Consider the following 19,093-nt stretch of genomic DNA (forward strand, 5'->3'; position numbering starts at 1 on the left):
TACGGTTCTCTTGTGGAACCGTAGCTCAATCCCGTTATTTTTTACGACGACGTACGATAAACTTGTCGGATTTGCTCTTCTTCTTGCGTGTTTTGGCACCAAGAGTTGGTTTGCCCCAAGGAGACATTGGTGATTTACGTCCGATAGGAGCGCGACCTTCACCACCACCGTGCGGGTGATCATTCGGGTTCATTACAGAACCACGGACAGTTGGGCGCTTGCCTAACCAGCGTGAACGACCGGCTTTACCGATGTTGATCAGTTCGTGCTGCTCGTTGCCCACTTGACCTACTGTAGCGCGGCAAGTAGCAAGGATCATGCGAACTTCACCAGAGTTTAAACGAACAAGAACATATTTGCCTTCTTTACCCAATACTTGAGCAGAAGTACCTGCTGAACGTACAAGCTGTCCGCCTTTGCCAGGTTTCAGTTCGATGTTGTGGATAACAGTACCCACTGGAATATTTGCAAGTGGAAGTGCGTTACCCACTTTGATGTCAGCTTCAGGTCCAGACATTACTTCAGTGCCCACCGAAAGGTTCTTAGGAGCAAGGATGTAACGCTTTTCTCCATCCACGTAGTTGATTAGTGCGATGTTGGCTGAACGGTTTGGATCATATTCGATCGTAGCAACGCGTCCTGGAATGCCATCTTTATCACGTTTGAAATCGATGATACGATATTGACGTTTGTGTCCGCCGCCTTGGTGACGAACTGTTAACTTACCTTGGTTGTTACGGCCGCCTTTACGCTTTAAAGGAGCTAATAGTGACTTTTCCGGTTTGTCTGTAGTGATCTCAGCAAAGTCAGAAGTAGTCATGCCGCGACGACCGTTGGAGGTAGGTTTATACTTTTTAATCGCCATTTCGTTTCCCTCCTCTTCTAGTTATGGTTATTAGACTTCAAAGAATTCGATTTCTTTGCTGTCTGCAGTTAGTTTTACGATAGCTTTACGGCGTTTGTTTGTATAGCCGCCGAATTTACCCATGCGCTTGAACTTACCTTTGTAGTTCATGATGTTTACTTTCTCAACTTTTACGCCAAAGATTTCTTCGATAGAATCTTTAACTTGAGTTTTGTTAGCTCTAACATCAACTTCAAAAGTATACTTTTTGTCAGCCATCAGGTCAGTAGAACGTTCAGTGATAACGGGGCGCTTAATGATATCGCGTGCATCCATTATGCAAGCACCTCCTCTACTTTTTCAACCGCTGCTTTAGTCATGATAAGCTTATCATGGCTTAGAACATCCAAAACATTGACGCCTGTTGCAGTTACAACAGTCACTCCAGGGATATTGCGCGCAGACAATGCTACGTTCTCATCAAGATCAGCTGTTACGATAAGAGCTTTCTTATCAACAGACAGTCCAGTAAGGACACCCTTGAAGTCTTTTGTTTTAGGAGTTTCTAAAGCAAGGTTTTCTAATACTAGAATGTTTTCTTCTGCCACTTTAGAAGATAGTGCAGATTTGATTGCTAAACGGCGTACCTTTTTAGGCAGCTTATAGCTGTAGCTGCGTGGAGTAGGACCGAATACTGTACCGCCTCCGCGCCATTGTGGTGAACGGATGGAACCTTGACGAGCGCGTCCAGTTCCTTTTTGGCGCCATGGCTTGCGTCCGCCGCCGGCTACTTCAGAACGAATTTTAGTTTTATGAGTTCCTTGACGTAAAGAAGCTCTTTGCATTACAACAGCTTCGAATAGTACGTGGTTGTTAGGCTCAATACCGAAGATGGTTTCATTTAGTTCGATTTCTCCAACTTGTGAACCAGCTTGGTTTAACAATGCTACTTTAGGCATTCTATTTCCTCCTTTCTGACTGGATTAATTATGCTTTAACCGCAGTTTTGATTTTTAGAAGAGCTTTCTTCGCTCCAGGTACGTTTCCTTTGATCAGAAGCAGGTTGCGTTCTGCATCAATTTTAACGATTTCCAGGTTTTGAACAGTGATCTGGTCTCCGCCCATGCGTCCTGGCAATGCTTTACCTTTGAATACACGGTTAGGAGCTACAGGTCCCATTGAACCAGGGCGACGGTGGTAGCGTGAACCGTGTGACATAGGTCCGCGTGATTGTCCGTGGCGCTTGATAGAGCCTTGGAAACCTTTACCTTTAGAGATTCCTGTTACATCAACAGTATCGCCTTCTGCGAAAATATCTACTTTGACTTCTTGACCAACTTCATATGCTGCTAAGTCAACTCCGCGGAATTCGCGAACGAAGCGCTTAGGAGCAGTATCAGCTTTCGCGACATGTCCTTGTTCAGGTTTGTTGGAAAGCTTTTCGCGCTTATCTTCAAAGCCAAGCTGGATCGCTTCATATCCGTCAGTGTCGACAGATTTCACTTGAAGAACAACGTTTCCTGTAGCTTCTACAACAGTTACCGGGATAAGGTCGCCATTTTCAGCAAATACTTGAGTCATACCGATCTTTCTTCCTAAGATTCCTTTGGTCATTAGTCACACCTCCTGAGAATTTAATAATTTATTTCATTATAATTTGATTTCGATATCTACACCTGATGGCAGGTCTAAGCGCATCAGTGAATCAACTGTTTGTGGAGTTGGGTTGATGATGTCGATCAGACGCTTATGCGTACGCATTTCGAACTGCTCACGTGAATCTTTGTACTTATGGACCGCACGCAGGATTGTGTAAATTGACTTTTCAGTCGGCAATGGGATCGGGCCGGACACAGCCGCACCAGAACGCTTTGCAGTTTCAACAATCTTTTCGGCAGACTGATCAAGGATCCTGTGATCATACGCTTTTAAACGGATACGAATTTTTTGTTTTGCCATTATTTTCCCTCCTTTTCGCCTATATTGATATAGACATTCTCCGTGAAAATTTCCCACACACTCGCCATGGCAAAGCGGCCGGGTGTGTCAGCAACCTTTCACTTCATCGCAGTCAAAGACCAACATTGTCTATTATACAGAAACCATTTAAGAATTGCAACATGAAATGTTATATTCTTTTATGTTTCGCACACTTTTACTATTATAGCGGGTATATCGCAGGTTTTCAAGGGGATTGGAAGAAGTCTAACAATTCACTGTGCCTGATGTATATTTATATATTGAAACTAAAAAAACCTGCTGTCACTCATGCTGGACCCGTTACTGTTTCTTCTCTCTTCTTAAGCAGCGCAACCTTTTTCTTCTATACTATAGAGCAGTTTTGCATGGGCAGACATCAAGGGCATCACCATCCAGCATTCCGATAAATAAACGATTACCCCCTGGTATTGTTACGCAACAGAAATTCAAGCTTGAAACGCAAGCTTCTATCTATGTTCTTCTGGAGCCAGCTTCCACTCACGGCAGGTTGAAAGCAACCCTCATGTATGAAAGACCTAAGGTTAGTTCGGAGATAAAAGCAAAAAAGAAGCAGATGGAATTGATCCATCTGCTTCTTTATATATCAATCAGAGATTACTCAGTGATTGTAGCAACAACGCCAGCGCCTACAGTACGTCCACCCTCACGGATAGAGAACTTAGTACCTTCTTCGATAGCGATTGGAGCGATAAGCTCAACAGTCATTTCGATGTTGTCGCCAGGCATAACCATCTCTACACCTTCAGGAAGGTTGCAGATACCAGTTACATCAGTTGTACGGAAGTAGAACTGAGGGCGGTAGTTAGTGAAGAATGGAGTGTGACGTCCACCTTCTTCTTTAGATAGAACGTAAACTTCAGCTTTGAATTTTACGTGTGGAGTGATTGAGCCTGGCTTAGCCAAAACTTGACCACGCTGGATATCTTCACGTGCTACACCACGAAGAAGGGCACCGATGTTGTCTCCAGCTTCTGCAAAGTCAAGAAGCTTACGGAACATTTCAACACCTGTTACAGTTGTTGATTTTGGCTCTTCAGTAAGACCGATGATTTCGATTACGTCACCGACTTTAACTTGTCCACGCTCAACACGTCCTGTAGCAACAGTACCACGGCCAGTGATTGAGAATACATCCTCAACAGGCATCATGAATGGCTTGTCAGTGTCACGTGTTGGAGTTGGGATGTACTCGTCAACTGCAGCCATAAGCTCGTTGATTTTCTCTTCCCAAGCAGCGTCACCTTCAAGAGCTTTAAGAGCAGAACCTTTGATTACAGGAATGTCATCACCAGGGAACTCATACTCAGAAAGAAGGTCACGGATTTCCATTTCTACTAGTTCAAGAAGCTCTTCGTCGTCAACCATGTCACACTTGTTCATGAATACAACAAGGTAAGGTACACCTACTTGACGAGAAAGAAGGATGTGCTCACGAGTTTGTGGCATTGGGCCGTCAGAAGCAGATACTACTAGGATACCGCCGTCCATTTGAGCAGCACCAGTGATCATGTTTTTAACATAGTCAGCGTGTCCTGGGCAGTCAACGTGCGCATAGTGACGGTTAGGAGTTTCGTACTCAACGTGTGCAGTAGAGATTGTGATTCCACGCTCTCTTTCTTCTGGAGCACCGTCGATTTGATCGTAAGCGCGTGCTTCAGCTCCGCCAGACTTAGCAAGAACTGTAGTGATAGCAGCTGTTAGAGTTGTTTTTCCGTGGTCAACGTGACCAATTGTACCAATATTAACGTGGGGTTTTGAACGGTCGAATTTAGCTTTACCCATTAGGAAAATCCTCCTTTAATTTTAAAAAGTTAAGTATTTTTAGAGCTGCTGACAGGCAAGCCGATCAGCAGCTTGGTTCTACAATAGTAGTTATACTTGATTATAAAGGTAAAATCAATTATTCACCTTTATTTTTTTTGATGATTTCTTCAGAAATCGACTTCGGTACTTCTTCATAGTGGTCAAAGTGCATGGAGAATACTCCACGGCCTTGTGTGCTTGAACGCAGGGAAGTTGCATATCCGAACATTTCAGACAGCGGAACCATTGCACGGACAACTTGAGCATTGCCGCGGGCATCCATACCTTCTACACGTCCACGACGGGAAGTGACGTTACCCATGATATCTCCCAGATATTCTTCTGGAATGATAACTTCTATCCTCATGACTGGCTCAAGGATAACAGGGTTACATTTAGAAGCAGCGTTTTTCAGTGCCATTGAAGCGGCAATTTTAAACGCCATTTCTGATGAATCGACATCATGGTAAGATCCATCGAACAGTCTTGCTTTAATATCAACTAGCGGATATCCAGCAAGAACACCTCTGTCAAGGGAATCTTCCAGTCCAGCTTGAACAGCCGGGATGTATTCACGTGGAACAACACCGCCGACGATGCCATTTTCAAATTCAAAGCCTTTACCTTCTTCGTTTGGAGAGAATTCAATCCAAACGTGTCCGAATTGTCCGCGTCCACCAGATTGGCGTGCGAATTTACCTTCAACCTTAGCTGAAGCACGGAAAGTTTCACGGTATGCAACCTGAGGCGCACCAACGTTTGCTTCCACTTTAAATTCACGTTTCATACGGTCAACAAGGATATCAAGGTGAAGTTCACCCATACCCGCGATGATAACCTGTCCAGTTTCCTGGTCAGTATGCGCACGGAATGTAGGATCTTCTTCCTGAAGCTTTTGAAGAGCAGTTGTCATTTTGTCCTGGTCAGCCTTTGACTTAGGCTCGATGGACAATTGGATAACCGGCTCAGGGAATTCCATGGACTCAAGGATTACAAGGTTCTTCTCATCACAGAGAGTGTCACCTGTAGTAGTATCCTTAAGACCTACGGCAGCAGCAATGTCCCCTGCGTATACTTGAGAGATCTCTTCACGGGAGTTGGCGTGCATCTGCAGGATACGTCCTACACGCTCACGCTTGCCTTTAGTAGAGTTCTGTACGTATGAACCTGAGCTCAATGTACCAGAGTATACACGGAAGAATGTAAGCTTACCGACATAAGGGTCAGTCATAACTTTAAATGCAAGAGCTGAGAATGGCTCTTCGTCACTTGAAGGACGAGTAACTTCTTCTTCAGAATCCGGAAGAGTACCTTTGATTGCAGGTACGTCCAGTGGAGACGGAAGATAGTCGATTACTGCATCAAGCATTTTCTGAACACCTTTGTTTTTGAACGCTGATCCACAGATTACAGGATAGAATTCAACGTTTACAGTACCTTTACGAATAGCTGCTTTCAGCTCGTCGTTAGTGATTTCTTCACCGCCAAGGTATTTCTCCATTAATTCTTCATCAAGCTCTGCTACCGCTTCAATCAGCTTTTCACGGTATTCTTCAGCTTGCGCCTTGTATTCCTCAGGGATTTCACGGTCTTCGATGTCTGTTCCAAGGTCGTTGCCGTAGAAAGTCGCTTTCATCTCGATCAGGTCGATGATTCCTTCGAACTGGTCTTCAGCACCGATTGGCAGCTGGATAGCTGCTGCATTGGCTTGCAGACGATCGTGGAGTGTACCGAGTGAGTAAAGGAAATCTGCACCCAGCTTATCCATTTTGTTTACGAATACCACACGTGGTACACCGTAAGTAGTAGCCTGGCGCCAAACTGTTTCAGTCTGAGGCTCAACCCCTGATTGTGCATCAAGGACTGCTACTGCACCATCAAGTACACGAAGTGAACGCTCAACTTCAACTGTGAAGTCTACGTGTCCTGGTGTATCGATGATGTTTACACGGTGGCCCTTCCACTGTGCAGTTGTTGCTGCAGAAGTGATTGTGATACCGCGTTCCTGCTCCTGTTCCATCCAGTCCATCTGTGAAGCACCTTCATGTGTTTCACCGATTTTGTGGATACGGCCAGTGTAGTAAAGTACGCGCTCAGTCGTAGTTGTTTTACCGGCATCGATGTGGGCCATGATGCCGATATTACGAGTATTATCCAAGGAGAACTCTCTTGCCATTGGGTCTTTCTCCTTCCTAGTAAATGTAATAGTTTGTTTGTGGGTTCAATCCTACCAGCGGTAGTGAGCGAATGCTTTGTTAGCTTCAGCCATTTTATGAGTATCTTCACGCTTCTTCACAGATGAACCTGTGTTGTTGGCAGCGTCAAGGATTTCGTTAGCCAAACGCTCTTCCATTGTTTTCTCACCGCGAAGACGAGAATAGTTAACCAACCAGCGAAGACCAAGAGTCGTACGGCGGTCTGGGCGCACCTCAACTGGTACTTGATAGTTTGCACCACCTACACGGCGCGCTCTTACTTCAAGAACCGGCATGATGTTCTTAAGTGCTTGATCGAACACTTCCATTGGCTCTTTTCCGCTGCGCTCGCTGATGATATCAAATGCTGAATAAAGAATAGCTTGAGATTTACCTCTCTTGCCATCAACCATCATTTTGTTGATAAGACGGCTAACTAGCTTTGAATTGTAAATCGGATCTGGTAATACGTCTCTTTTTGCTACAGGACCTTTACGTGGCATGTAATTTCCTCCTTTCGAAAAAACTGAATATTATTTGTGGTCAATCATTATTTTTTAGCTGCTTTAGGACGCTTAGTACCGTATTTAGAACGGCCTTGCATACGGTTGTTAACACCGGCAGTGTCAAGCGCGCCGCGCACGATGTGGTAACGTACCCCTGGTAAGTCCTTTACTCGTCCGCCGCGGATTAATACTACGCTGTGCTCTTGAAGGTTGTGTCCGATACCAGGAATGTAGGCAGTAACCTCGATTCCGTTAGTCAAGCGTACACGAGCATATTTACGCAACGCTGAGTTTGGTTTCTTCGGAGTCATTGTACCAACACGAGTACATACACCGCGTTTCTGTGGAGATGATACGTTAGTTTGTGCTTTTTTGAAGCTGTTGTAACCTTTGTTAAGCGCAGGTGATTTTGACTTTTCCTCTTTTGTCTTACGAGGCTTGCGCACTAATTGGTTAATTGTAGGCATGATTTTTCCTCCCTTCGTCTTTTGTGTAAGCCCACACATCCAGGTGGTTCATTTTGTTGCAAAAACAAAGTCCTTGCAGATCTTCATCTACAAAAACAGTTTTTAAATAGATATTGCAACAGCTGCCGCACCTACGTCGATTCCGCAGGCCTTTCCCAATGATTTCATCGAGCCGGCCCGGGTGACCGGAACTTTATATTCAAGCGCCGCATTGATCACTTTTTCAACAGCTCTATGGTCTGCATCTTCTGCGATCAGCACTTCGCTGATTGTTCCTGATTTCAGAGCTTTTACTGTTTGCTTTGTTCCTACTATAATATTTCTTGCCTGCAATACTTTATCATAAGACATGATATATCCTCCAAAGTATCCGGTAAATAGGAGCACCTTTGCTATAGTACCATCGCACAAGAATATTGTCAACATCACGGCAAATATTTTTTTAGATTCATGCATATTTCCATTTAGTCTATCTATGAACCTGTGCGTCCTCCTGTTTTGCTATTACTATAAAATGCGGTGCCTCCTTTTCGGCAGGCACCGCATTTCCATTATTCCACTGTAACTGTTTCTTCGGATGCTTCTTCCGCAGTGAAAGGTTCTGCCCTGCGGTAGCGCTGCATTCCAGTTCCGGCAGGGACCAGTTTACCGATGATGACATTCTCTTTAAGCCCGAGCAATTCATCTCGCTTGCCTTTGATGGCAGCATCTGTAAGTACCCTTGTTGTTTCTTGGAAGGAAGCAGCTGACAGGAAGGAATCCGTCTCAAGTGAAGCCTTGGTGATACCGAGCAGTACAGGACGGCCGGTCGCAGGCATTTTGCCGTTCAACAGAGCCTTTTCATTGGCATCTGTGAACTGGTGGATATCAAGAAGCGAGCCAGGCAGCACTTCTGTTTCCCCTGCATCGATGACACGCACCTTGCGAAGCATCTGGCGGACCATTACCTCGATATGCTTATCGCCGATTTCAACACCCTGCATACGGTATACCTTCTGCACCTCGCGAAGCAGATACTCCTGTACAGCATTTACATCTCTTACTTTAATCAATTCTTTAGGGTCAATAGAACCTTCAGTCAATTCCTGTCCGCGGTCTACCCTGTCATCAACAGCCACTTTCAGGCGTGCTGTATATGGAGCAGTATATGTGCGGGATTCAACCTCGCCCTGCACCACAATTTCATGCTGGCGGTCACGGCCTTCATTGATGCCCACGACAACACCTTCAAGCTCTGAAATGACAGCCTGCCCTTTAGGGTTACGTGCTTCGAAAATTTCCTGGATACGCGGAAGACCTTGTGTAATATCGTCTCCTGCTACGCCTCCTGTATGGAAAGTACGCATTGTAAGCTGTGTTCCAGGCTCACCGATGGATTGGGCTGCGATGATTCCGACAGCTTCGCCCACTTCAACCTCCTGGCCTGTTGCCAGGTTGCGCCCGTAGCATTTCTTACATACGCCATGGCGCGTGTTGCAGGTAAAGGCGGAACGGATCCATACAGTCTCAATGCCTGCTTCCACGATTTCAACAGCCAGATCTTCTGTAATAAGATCATTTTCTTTTACGATTACTGCGTTTGTTTCAGGATGCTTGATATCTCTGCGTGCATAACGGCCAATGAGGCGCTCATCCAGTGCTTCGATAACTTCGGTGCCATCCTTCAGCGCGCTGATCTGCAGTCCTCTGTCTGTTCCGCAATCATCATCACGTACAATGACATCCTGCGCAACGTCAACAAGGCGTCGGGTCAGATAGCCGGAGTCAGCCGTCTTAAGGGCTGTATCCGCCAATCCTTTACGCGCTCCGTGTGTGGAGATGAAGTACTCAAGTACTGTCAGTCCTTCACGGAAGCTGGACTTGATCGGAAGTTCGATGATCCGGCCGGCCGGGTTGGCCATGAGTCCGCGCATACCGGCTAACTGTGTAAAGTTAGATGCGTTACCACGGGCACCGGAGTCACTCATCATAAAGATCGGGTTGGATTTATCCAGGGACTTCATCAGCTTGGCCTGGATAGTGTCCTTCGCAGCACTCCAGATGGAAATGACACGATCATAGCGTTCGTCCTCAGTGATGAGACCGCGCCTGAATTGTTTAAGGACATTATCAACCTTGCCTTGGGCTTCCTGAATGATTTCCTGCTTTTCTTTAAGAACGACGATATCTGCCACACCGACTGTGATGCCGGCTTTAGTGGAATGTCTGAAACCGAGATCCTTCATGCGGTCAAGCATTTTGGATGTTTCAGTGATCTTAAAGCGCTTGAACACTTCCGCAATGATGTTTCCAAGGATTTTCTTCTTGAAAGGATCAACAAGCGGCATATTTTTAATAGCTTCTTTTACATCCGTTCCCCGTTCTACAAAGTAGCGGGCAGGCGTTTCTTCTTCAAGATTCGTCTTTGTCGGCTCATTGATATACGGGAATGAAGTCGGCAGGATTTCGTTGAAAACGAGCTTTCCGACAGTCGTGATCAGAAGCTTTTTCCTTTGTTCCTCTGTGAATGTTTCATTGTTCAGTGTACCTGCATTCACTGCTACACGGGTATGAAGGTGGACATAGCCGTTCTGATAAGCAAGCAGTGCTTCGCTTGTATCGTTGAAGACCATTCCTTCTCCTACTGCCCCTTCTCTTTCCATAGTCAGGTAATAGTTACCAAGCACCATATCCTGGGAAGGTGTAACAACAGGTTTTCCATCCTTAGGGTTCAGGATGTTCTGAGCCGCAAGCATTAGAAGGCGTGCTTCTGCCTGTGCTTCAGATGACAGCGGTACGTGGACTGCCATTTGGTCACCGTCAAAGTCGGCATTGTATGCTGTACATACAAGCGGATGGAGACGGATTGCGCGCCCTTCAACCAATGTTGGTTCAAAGGCCTGGATTCCGAGCCTGTGAAGAGTAGGTGCACGGTTCAGCAGAACTGGGTGCTCTTTGATTACCTCTTCAAGCACATCCCATACCTCAGGCTGGACTCTTTCAATTTTGCGCTTTGCTGATTTGATATTGTGAGCCAGTCCTTTTTCCACCAATTCCTTCATGACGAAAGGCTTGAAAAGCTCAAGCGCCATTTCCTTCGGCAGACCGCACTGGTACATTTTCAGGTTAGGACCTACTACGATAACAGAACGTCCGGAGTAGTCAACACGCTTACCAAGCAGGTTCTGACGGAAACGGCCCTGCTTCCCTTTCAGCATGTGTGAAAGAGATTTAAGCGGCCTGTTCCCCGGGCCTGTGACAGGACGTCCGCGGCGGCCATTGTCAATCAGGGCGTCTACAGCTTCCTGGAGCATGCGCTTTTCGTTCTGGACGATGATGCTTGGAGCACCGAGGTCCAGCAAGCGCTTCAGACGGTTGTTCCGGTTGATGACACGGCGGTACAGATCGTTCAGGTCAGACGTCGCGAATCTTCCTCCGTCAAGCTGAACCATTGGACGAAGCTCAGGAGGGATGACAGGAAGCACGTCCAGGATCATCCATGATGGTTCATTTCCAGATCCACGGAAGGCTTCAAGTACCTCAAGGCGCTTGATGGCGCGTGTGCGGCGCTGGCCCTGGGCAGTTGTCAGTTCTTCTTTAAGCGCGTCTACTTCTTTGTTCAGATCGATATCAGAAAGCAGCTTCTTGATGGATTCTGCACCCATGGATGCCTGGAACTTATTGCCGTACTTCTCACGGTAAGCGCGGTATTCCTTCTCAGACAGAAGCTGTTTTTTCTCTAGTGCTGTATCGCCGGAATCAGTTACTACATATGAAGCAAAGTAAATGACTTCTTCAAGCGCACGCGGTGACATATCCAGAACAAGGCCCATGCGGCTTGGGATGCCTTTGAAATACCAGATATGCGATACAGGAGCAGCAAGCTCGATATGGCCCATTCTTTCGCGGCGAACCTTCGCGCGGGTGACTTCCACTCCGCATCGGTCGCAGACTACGCCTTTATAGCGCACCCTTTTGTATTTTCCGCAATGGCATTCCCAGTCTTTCTGAGGTCCGAAAATACGCTCGCAGAATAAGCCGTCTTTTTCAGGCTTTAATGTACGATAGTTGATTGTTTCAGGTTTTTTGACTTCACCAAAAGACCAGGAACGGATCTTATCAGGTGAAGCAAGACCGATCTTCATATACTCAAAATTGTTTACATCCAGCAAGGGGCCTACCTCCCTTTCAATCTCGGGTTATACCCTTATTGCTAATCCGGCAATAATATGCCGCCCTCCGCCTTAGGCGGAGCGGCAGTCAAATTTATATAGTTATTCTATTTATTCTTTGCTAGCTACTTTTTCAGTGTTTGCTTCCTCTGTATCCGGCGCGATGGTCAGCGATTCAGCCTGCTGTACATCATCATCGTCCTCAAGGTCGCGCATTTCAATTTCTTTCTCATCGCCTGACAGGATCTTAACATCCATACCCAAGCTCTGAAGCTCTTTCATCAATACGCGGAAGGACTCCGGCACTCCCGGCTCAGGTACATTCTCGCCTTTGACAATCGCTTCGTACGTTTTCACACGTCCGACTACGTCATCTGATTTAACTGTCAGGATTTCCTGCAATGTATAGGCGGCACCGTAAGCTTCAAGCGCCCAAACCTCCATCTCCCCGAAACGCTGTCCGCCGAACTGGGCTTTACCGCCAAGAGGCTGCTGCGTAACAAGTGAGTAAGGGCCGGTTGAACGGGCATGGAGCTTATCATCAACCATGTGGGCCAGTTTGATCATGTACATGACGCCGACAGATACACGGTTGTCGAACGGTTCTCCCGAACGGCCGTCGTACAGGACTGTCTTCGCATCACGGGCCATGCCGGCTTCTTCAATTGTTGACCAGACATCTTCCTCGCGCGCTCCATCAAATACCGGTGAAGCAACGTGAATGCCCAGCGCTCTCGCAGCCATGCCGAGGTGAAGCTCAAGCACCTGCCCGATGTTCATACGGGAAGGAACCCCCAGCGGATTCAACATGATGTCGACTGGTGTGCCATCTGGAAGGTAAGGCATATCTTCTTCCGGAAGGATCCGGGAGATAACCCCTTTATTTCCGTGGCGTCCTGCCATTTTATCTCCCTCGGAGATTTTACGCTTCTGAACGATATAAACACGTACAAGCTGGTTCACGCCTGGCGGCAGCTCATCTCCGTCTTCACGGTTGAAGACTTTGACATCAAGCACGATTCCGCCTCCTCCGTGAGGAACACGAAGGGAAGTATCACGCACTTCACGGGCTTTCTCGCCAAAGATGGCATGCAGGAGGCGTTCTTCTGCTGTCAGCTCTGTTACACCCTTAGGAGTAACCTTACCGACAAGCAGGTCGCCATCCTTTACTTCAGCACCCGTACGGATGATTCCGCGCTCATCAAGATTGCGGAGTGCATCTTCACCGACATTCGGGATGTCGCGGGTGATTTCTTCAGGCCCTAGCTTTGTATCTCTTGATTCTGATTCATATTCTTCAATGTGGATGGATGTATAAACGTCGTCTTTTACAAGGCGTTCGCTCATGATGATCGCATCCTCATAGTTATAGCCGTCCCAAGTCATGAAGGCAACAAGCACATTGCGGCCAAGCGCAAGCTCGCCAAGCTCCATGGAAGGGCCGTCGGCAAGGATCTCGCCTTTTGTCACACGGTTCCCGACAGCAACAATCGGACGCTGGTTATAGCAGGTTCCCTGGTTGGAACGGATGAATTTCAGCATCCTGTATTTATCAAGGTCGCCTTTGACTTCCTGGCCATTGACCTCGGAAATGCGGCGCACCCAGACTTCACGAGCTTCAACATGCTCGACGATTCCTTCGTGCTTGCAGATGACAGCCGCACCGGAGTCTTTTCCGGAAACATACTCCATTCCTGTACCTACACGAGGTGCTTCAGGCTGCAGCAATGGCACAGCCTGACGCTGCATGTTCGCCCCCATGAGGGCACGGTTGGAGTCATCGTTTTCAAGGAAAGGAATACAAGCTGTTGCAGCTGATACTACCTGTTTAGGAGAAACATCCATATAGTCGACGCGGTCTTTCGGCACAACTGTATTTTCCCCGCGGAAACGCGCAACGACTTCATCGTCAAGGAAAGTACCGTCATCGCCAAGACGCGCATTCGCCTGTGCAACAACATAGTTATCTTCTTCATCAGCGGTCAGGTAATCGATCTGGTCTGTCACTCTGCCTGTCTCAGGGTTGATGCGGCGGTAAGGCGTTTCGATGAATCCGAAGCGGTTTACCTTCGCAAAGGATGACAGTGAGTTGATCAGACCAATATTCGGTCCTTCCGGCGTTTCAATCGGACACATGCGGCCGTAGTGTGAATAGTGAACGTCACGGACTTCAAAGCCGGCGCGCTCACGAGTCAGACCGCCAGGCCCCAATGCAGATAGACGGCGCTTATGCGTCAGCTCGGCAAGCGGGTTTGTCTGGTCCATGAACTGTGAAAGCTGTGAGCTGCCAAAGAACTCTTTGATAGAAGCGATCACAGGCCTGATGTTGATCAGCTGCTGCGGTGTAATTGTATTTGTATCCTGGATGGACATCCTCTCGCGGACAACACGTTCCATCCTGGAAAGTCCGATTCGGAACTGGTTCTGGAGCAGTTCGCCTACTGAACGAAGACGTCTGTTCCCCAGGTGGTCGATATCATCGGTATCGCCGACTCCATGAAGAAGGTTGAAGAAATAGCCAATGGACGCAATGATATCAGAAGGCGCGATATTCTTGACCGCTTCCTCGACATAGGCATTGCCGATGATATTGATCTCTTTTTCTCCGTCTTCATTAGGGGCATACACCTTGATGGATTGAAGAAGGACCTCGTCCTCCACCACTCCTCCTGAAGGAGCTGCTGTCCTGAAGCCGATATTGTTCTCAAGATTAGGGATGATGCGGTCCAGGTTGCGGCGGTCCAGCATAGTCCCTTTCTCAGCGATGATTTCGCCTGTTTCAGGATCAACCAGAGTCTCAGCAAGGCGCTGATTGAACAGTCTATTTTTAATATGAAGCTTCTTATTGATCTTGTAGCGTCCAACATTCGCTAAATCATAGCGTTTTGGATCAAAGAATCTGGAAACGAGCAGGCTTTTTGCATTTTCTACAGTCGGCGGCTCGCCCGGACGAAGACGCTCATAGATTTCCAGAAGGGCTTTATCTGTACTTTCTGTGTTGTCTTTTTCAAGCGTATTGCGGATATATTCATTGTCTCCGATCAAATCAATGATTTCTTGATCAGAGCCGAACCCAAGTGCACGCAAAAGAACCGTAACGGGCAGTTTCCGAGTACGATCTATTCTAACGTATACGACATCCTTGGCATCTGTTTCATATTCAAGCCAGGCGCCGCGGTTCGGGATAACAGTAGCAGAGAAGCCTCTTTTCCCGTTTTTATCCAGCTTTCCGCTATAGTATACACTCGGTGAACGTACTAACTGAGAAACGATGACGCGTTCTGCTCCATTGATCACAAACGTACCTGTTTCTGTCATAAGCGGGAAGTCACCCATAAAGACATCCTGGTCTTTAACTTCGCCTGTTTCTTTGTTTACAAGACGCACTTTAACACGCAAAGGTGCTGAATATGTAACATCTCGTTCTTTCGATTCCTCAACGGAATACTTTGGATCGCCAAGGCTGTAATCAATAAATTCAAGCGATAAGTTACCAGTAAAGTCTTCAATTGGCGAAATGTCCTGGAACATTTCACGAAGACCCTCATCAAGAAACCATTGATAAGAAGAGGTTTGGATTTCAATTAAATTAGGCAAATCCAAAACTTCACTGATTCGTGCGTAACTTCTACGTTGGCGGTGTCGTCCATACTGAACTAGTTGACCTGTCAACTGATTCACCCCTCAAATCAAGCGTTATTTATCGAAAAGCGCAAGCACCCTGTCCAAAAGAGAAACCGGCATTGATACAAACCGGCATTGCCAATCCCCCTCGGGCGCAGACAGCTTTTACTTTTCATAAGACAAAAAGAAAAAGGGTTTTCAACTCAAAAACCACATTTTCACATTTCGACTATTATTTTATTAGCTTTCCCATTATAGCCAAATTTATACAGAACGACTGCAAAATAGCAAATAAATCGGAAAGTATTATGTTGGCATTTTACAATACTATCATAGAGAAAAAGTCAAGTCAACTTTTTTTCGCTTTTAAAATAAAGTAGCCTTTTTTCTTCTCTACGGTTTCCACGTCTGAAAAAAGCGAGTCAAGTTTCTCGATCGCTGAAGGGGCACCCTGCTTTTTCCGGATGACAACCCAGAGCTCTCCGCCCGTCAGCAAGTGCTCAAAGCTTTGTTCAAAAATGTCATGGACAACCTGTTTTCCGGCACGGATTGGCGGATTTGTCAGGATAGCCGCAAACTTGCCCCCTCCAACACCGGTTAACCGGTCACTTTCATAGATGGCAGCATTGCTGACTGAATTCCCGGCTGCATTTTCCTTTGCCAGTTCGATTGCCCGGAGATTCACATCAACCATGTGGACCGTCCTTTCCGGAAAGCTTTTGGCGATGGACAAGCCGATCGGACCGTAGCCGCAGCCAACATCCAGAATATTTCCTTCCAGCTCCGGCAGTTTGAACGCTTCAACAAGAAGCCTTGAACCGAAGTCCACTTCTTTTTTTGAAAATACACCATTATCGGTTTTAAATCGGAAGGAATGCCCTCTTAGGGAAAAATCCCAATAGGCAGGGTCACTTTCCGTTTTTGATGTGCGGGAATAATAATGTTCGGTCATAGAATCACCTCCAACCTGAGGAAACACATTGAGGATCATGCATCCTGTTCGGACGAATTATAAATCATACAAAAGAAAAAAGCAAAAAGCCCGCTAGGCAGCGGGCTTTTCAAAGTTGGCATTACTTAACTTCAACGCCAGCTCCAACTTCTTCAAGCTTAGCTTTGATTTCTTCAGCTTCTTCTTTAGAAGCGCCTTCTTTAACAGGCTTAGGAGTGTTGTCAACAAGTTCTTTTGCTTCTTTAAGACCAAGACCTGTGATTTCACGAACAACTTTGATAACTTTGATTTTTTGGTCGCCTGCAGATGCAAGAACAACGTCAAATTCAGTTTTCTCAGCTGCAGCATCTCCGCCAGCAGCGCCACCCATTACAGCTACAGGAGCTGCAGCAGTTACGCCAAACTCTTCTTCGATTGCTTTTACTAGGTCGTTAAGTTCTAGAACAGTCATGCTTTTGACTGCTTCAATGATTTGTTCTTTAGTCATGATAAAATTTCCTCCTTATGATTGGTTTGATTTTTTTATAAAAAGACTAGCTTACGCGCCTTGTTCTTCTTTTTGATCTGCAACAGCTTTTGCAGCAAGAGCAAGATTGCGGATAGGTGCTTGAAGTACACTGAGTAGCATAGACAGCAAGCCTTCGCGTGATGGAAGTTCAGCAAGAGCTTTAACATCCTCAACAGAAGCGATGTTGCCTTCGATTACACCAGCCTTGATTTCAAGAGCCTCATGTTTTTTAGCGAAATCGTTTAGGATTTTCGCAGGTGCAACTACATCTTCATTACTGAATGCAATCGCATTTGGACCTGTCAGTGCTTCGTTCAAGCCAGAAAGCTCAGAAGCTTCTGCAGCACGGCGAGCCATGCTGTTTTTGTAAACCTTGAACTCGATTCCCGCATCACGAAGCTGCTTACGAAGTTCAGTTACTTCAGCAACAGTCAGTCCGCGGTAGTCAACTACAACCGTTGATTTGCTTGCTTTGAATTTATCGGCAATCTCGTCAACGATCAATTTCTTTTGTTCAATAGCGCTGCTCATCCTTACACCTCCTGTAGATTTTTTCATTTATACCGTCCAAAGAAAAACCTCCACATCTTGCAGACATGGAGGAAGTATACAATAGCCGTTCAAAAGAAAATCTATCGTATGACCTCGGCAGGAAATTAAGCTGTCGCACCTGCTGTCTACGGTACAAATGTTATTTTATTTTCACAACAGTTTAGATTATATGAAATAAACCGGCTGTTGTCAATTGGTATTATTTTACTGCGGCTGTAGAAGGATCAACTTTGACGCCAGGGCCCATAGTTGTTGTTACAGTAACAGATTTTACGTAAGTTCCTTTTGCTGCAGCAGGCTTAACCTTCAGCATAGTATCGTAGATCGTGTTGAAGTTTTCAGCAAGCTTCGCATCTTCGAATGAAGTTTTTCCGATTGGAACGTGGATGATTCCAGCTTTGTCCAGACGGTACTCAACTTTACCAGCTTTGATCTCGTTTACTGCTTTTTCTACATCAAAAGTAACTGTTCCAGTTTTAGGGTTTGGCATTAAGCCTTTAGGACCTAATGTACGTCCAAGCTTACCAACTTCACCCATCATGTCTGGAGTAGCAACGATTACATCAAATTCGAACCAGCCTTGGCTGATTTTGTTGATGTACTCGGAATCGCCTACGTAGTCAGCTCCGGCAGCTTCAGCTTCCTTCGCTTTTTCACCTTTAGCGAATACTAATACACGCTGAGTTTTACCAGTTCCGTTTGGAAGCACGACTGCTCCGCGGATTTGCTGGTCAGCTTTCTTAGGGTCAACCCCAAGACGGAAAGCCACTTCAACAGTTGCATCGAATTTCGCATAGTTTGTTTTCTTAGCAAGCTCAATCGCTTCAGCGACTGGGTAAGCTTTAGAACGATCTACAAGCTTAGCAGCTTCTAAATACTTCTTACCTTTTTTAGCCATTATTATTTCCTCCTTGAATTGTGGTTTTAGCGGAATAACCTCCCACGTCCCAAAAGCAGGGGCGCCCTCCCTCGAAAAGGCCGGGCGCCCGGGCTTTACAGAACAAAGGTTGCGAGTGAATCCAATTCAGCCGCAACCCCGTTAGAACCTAATCTTCGAGCATGGATCAGTCTTCGATGACGATACCCATGCTGCGTGCAGTACCTTCTACCATGCGCATAGCGGATTCAACGCTAGCAGCATTTAAGTCAGGCATTTTAGTCTCAGCAATCTCGCGTACTTTATCACGCTTAACTGTTGCTACTTTATTACGGTTTGGTTCACCAGAACCAGACTCGATTCCAGCCGCTTTCTTAAGAAGAACGGCAGCAGGAGGAGTTTTCGTAATAAATGTAAATGAACGGTCTTCAAAAACCGAGATTTCAACAGGGATGATCAGTCCAGCCTGTTCAGCTGTACGAGCATTAAACTCTTTACAGAATCCCATGATGTTAACACCGGCTTGACCCAATGCAGGACCAACTGGCGGTGCTGGATTTGCTTTACCAGCAGGGATTTGCAATTTAACTACCTTGATAACTTTTTTAGCCAC

The 19,093-nt window shown here is 46.3% G+C and carries 17 protein-coding genes and 1 other annotated feature; all 17 genes read right to left on the reverse strand.

Annotation, left to right across the window (positions count from 1 at the left end; all coding sequences use genetic code 11):
• Positions 1-34 precede the first annotated feature (34 nt).
• Positions 35-865: a 50S ribosomal protein L2 gene (rplB, locus tag CYJ37_RS25390; protein WP_009791325.1), complete on the reverse strand. Its 831-nt coding sequence runs from the start codon at positions 863-865 to the stop codon at positions 35-37.
• A 30-nt stretch (positions 866-895) separates the two neighbouring features.
• A complete protein-coding gene (gene rplW, locus CYJ37_RS25395) occupies positions 896-1,183 on the reverse strand; it encodes a 50S ribosomal protein L23 (protein WP_170939578.1) in 288 nt (95 codons plus the stop codon).
• The gene (gene rplD / locus CYJ37_RS25400) at positions 1,180-1,803 is read right to left on the reverse strand and encodes a 50S ribosomal protein L4 (RefSeq protein WP_009791327.1); all 624 of its coding nucleotides are present in this window, start codon (positions 1,801-1,803) and stop codon (positions 1,180-1,182) included. The genes rplW and rplD overlap by 4 nt, the downstream gene beginning before the upstream one ends.
• 28 nt (positions 1,804-1,831) lie before the next feature.
• Positions 1,832-2,458, reverse strand: a complete 627-nt coding sequence (gene rplC, locus CYJ37_RS25405; RefSeq protein WP_009791328.1) for a 50S ribosomal protein L3 — start codon at positions 2,456-2,458, stop codon at positions 1,832-1,834.
• 36 nt (positions 2,459-2,494) lie between these two features.
• Positions 2,495-2,803 carry a 30S ribosomal protein S10 gene (gene rpsJ / locus CYJ37_RS25410; RefSeq protein ID WP_009791329.1) on the reverse strand — a complete coding sequence of 103 codons (309 nt, stop codon included), beginning with the start codon at positions 2,801-2,803 and terminating at the stop codon, positions 2,495-2,497.
• 636 nt (positions 2,804-3,439) lie between these two features.
• The gene (gene tuf, locus CYJ37_RS25415; protein WP_009791331.1) at positions 3,440-4,627 is read right to left on the reverse strand and encodes an elongation factor Tu; all 1,188 of its coding nucleotides are present in this window, start codon (positions 4,625-4,627) and stop codon (positions 3,440-3,442) included.
• A 118-nt stretch (positions 4,628-4,745) separates the two neighbouring features.
• On the reverse strand, positions 4,746-6,824 hold the full coding sequence (gene fusA / locus CYJ37_RS25420) for an elongation factor G (RefSeq protein WP_009791332.1): 2,079 nt from the start codon (positions 6,822-6,824) through the stop codon (positions 4,746-4,748).
• 51 nt (positions 6,825-6,875) lie between these two features.
• Positions 6,876-7,346 carry a 30S ribosomal protein S7 gene (gene rpsG, locus CYJ37_RS25425; RefSeq protein ID WP_009791333.1) on the reverse strand — a complete coding sequence of 157 codons (471 nt, stop codon included), beginning with the start codon at positions 7,344-7,346 and terminating at the stop codon, positions 6,876-6,878.
• Positions 7,347-7,393: 47 nt separating this feature from the next.
• Positions 7,394-7,816: a 30S ribosomal protein S12 gene (gene rpsL / locus CYJ37_RS25430; RefSeq protein ID WP_009791334.1), complete on the reverse strand. Its 423-nt coding sequence runs from the start codon at positions 7,814-7,816 to the stop codon at positions 7,394-7,396.
• Positions 7,817-7,918: 102 nt separating this feature from the next.
• Positions 7,919-8,167 carry a 50S ribosomal protein L7ae-like protein gene (locus CYJ37_RS25435; RefSeq protein WP_022543219.1) on the reverse strand — a complete coding sequence of 83 codons (249 nt, stop codon included), beginning with the start codon at positions 8,165-8,167 and terminating at the stop codon, positions 7,919-7,921.
• Positions 8,168-8,367: 200 nt separating this feature from the next.
• The gene (gene rpoC, locus CYJ37_RS25440) at positions 8,368-11,967 is read right to left on the reverse strand and encodes a DNA-directed RNA polymerase subunit beta' (RefSeq protein WP_009791336.1); all 3,600 of its coding nucleotides are present in this window, start codon (positions 11,965-11,967) and stop codon (positions 8,368-8,370) included.
• A gap of 111 nt (positions 11,968-12,078) precedes the next feature.
• Complete coding sequence (gene rpoB / locus CYJ37_RS25445; protein WP_035401163.1) at positions 12,079-15,639, reverse strand: DNA-directed RNA polymerase subunit beta; 3,561 nt, start codon at positions 15,637-15,639, stop codon at positions 12,079-12,081.
• Positions 15,640-15,940: 301 nt separating this feature from the next.
• The gene (locus CYJ37_RS25455; RefSeq protein WP_101552835.1) at positions 15,941-16,543 is read right to left on the reverse strand and encodes a class I SAM-dependent methyltransferase; all 603 of its coding nucleotides are present in this window, start codon (positions 16,541-16,543) and stop codon (positions 15,941-15,943) included.
• Positions 16,544-16,664: 121 nt separating this feature from the next.
• A complete protein-coding gene (rplL, locus tag CYJ37_RS25460; protein ID WP_022543217.1) occupies positions 16,665-17,030 on the reverse strand; it encodes a 50S ribosomal protein L7/L12 in 366 nt (121 codons plus the stop codon).
• A 51-nt stretch (positions 17,031-17,081) separates the two neighbouring features.
• Positions 17,082-17,582 carry a 50S ribosomal protein L10 gene (rplJ, locus tag CYJ37_RS25465; RefSeq protein WP_022543216.1) on the reverse strand — a complete coding sequence of 167 codons (501 nt, stop codon included), beginning with the start codon at positions 17,580-17,582 and terminating at the stop codon, positions 17,082-17,084.
• Between the two features lie 32 nt (positions 17,583-17,614).
• Positions 17,615-17,752: a sequence feature (ribosomal protein L10 leader region), on the reverse strand.
• Positions 17,753-17,802: 50 nt separating this feature from the next.
• Complete coding sequence (gene rplA / locus CYJ37_RS25470) at positions 17,803-18,501, reverse strand: 50S ribosomal protein L1 (protein WP_009791555.1); 699 nt, start codon at positions 18,499-18,501, stop codon at positions 17,803-17,805.
• Positions 18,502-18,667: 166 nt separating this feature from the next.
• A complete protein-coding gene (gene rplK, locus CYJ37_RS25475; RefSeq protein ID WP_141195060.1) occupies positions 18,668-19,093 on the reverse strand; it encodes a 50S ribosomal protein L11 in 426 nt (141 codons plus the stop codon).

It is taken from the genome of Bacillus sp. UMB0728 (genome assembly GCF_002858875.1).
Classification (GTDB): domain Bacteria; phylum Bacillota; class Bacilli; order Bacillales; family Cytobacillaceae; genus Bacillus_AB; species Bacillus_AB infantis.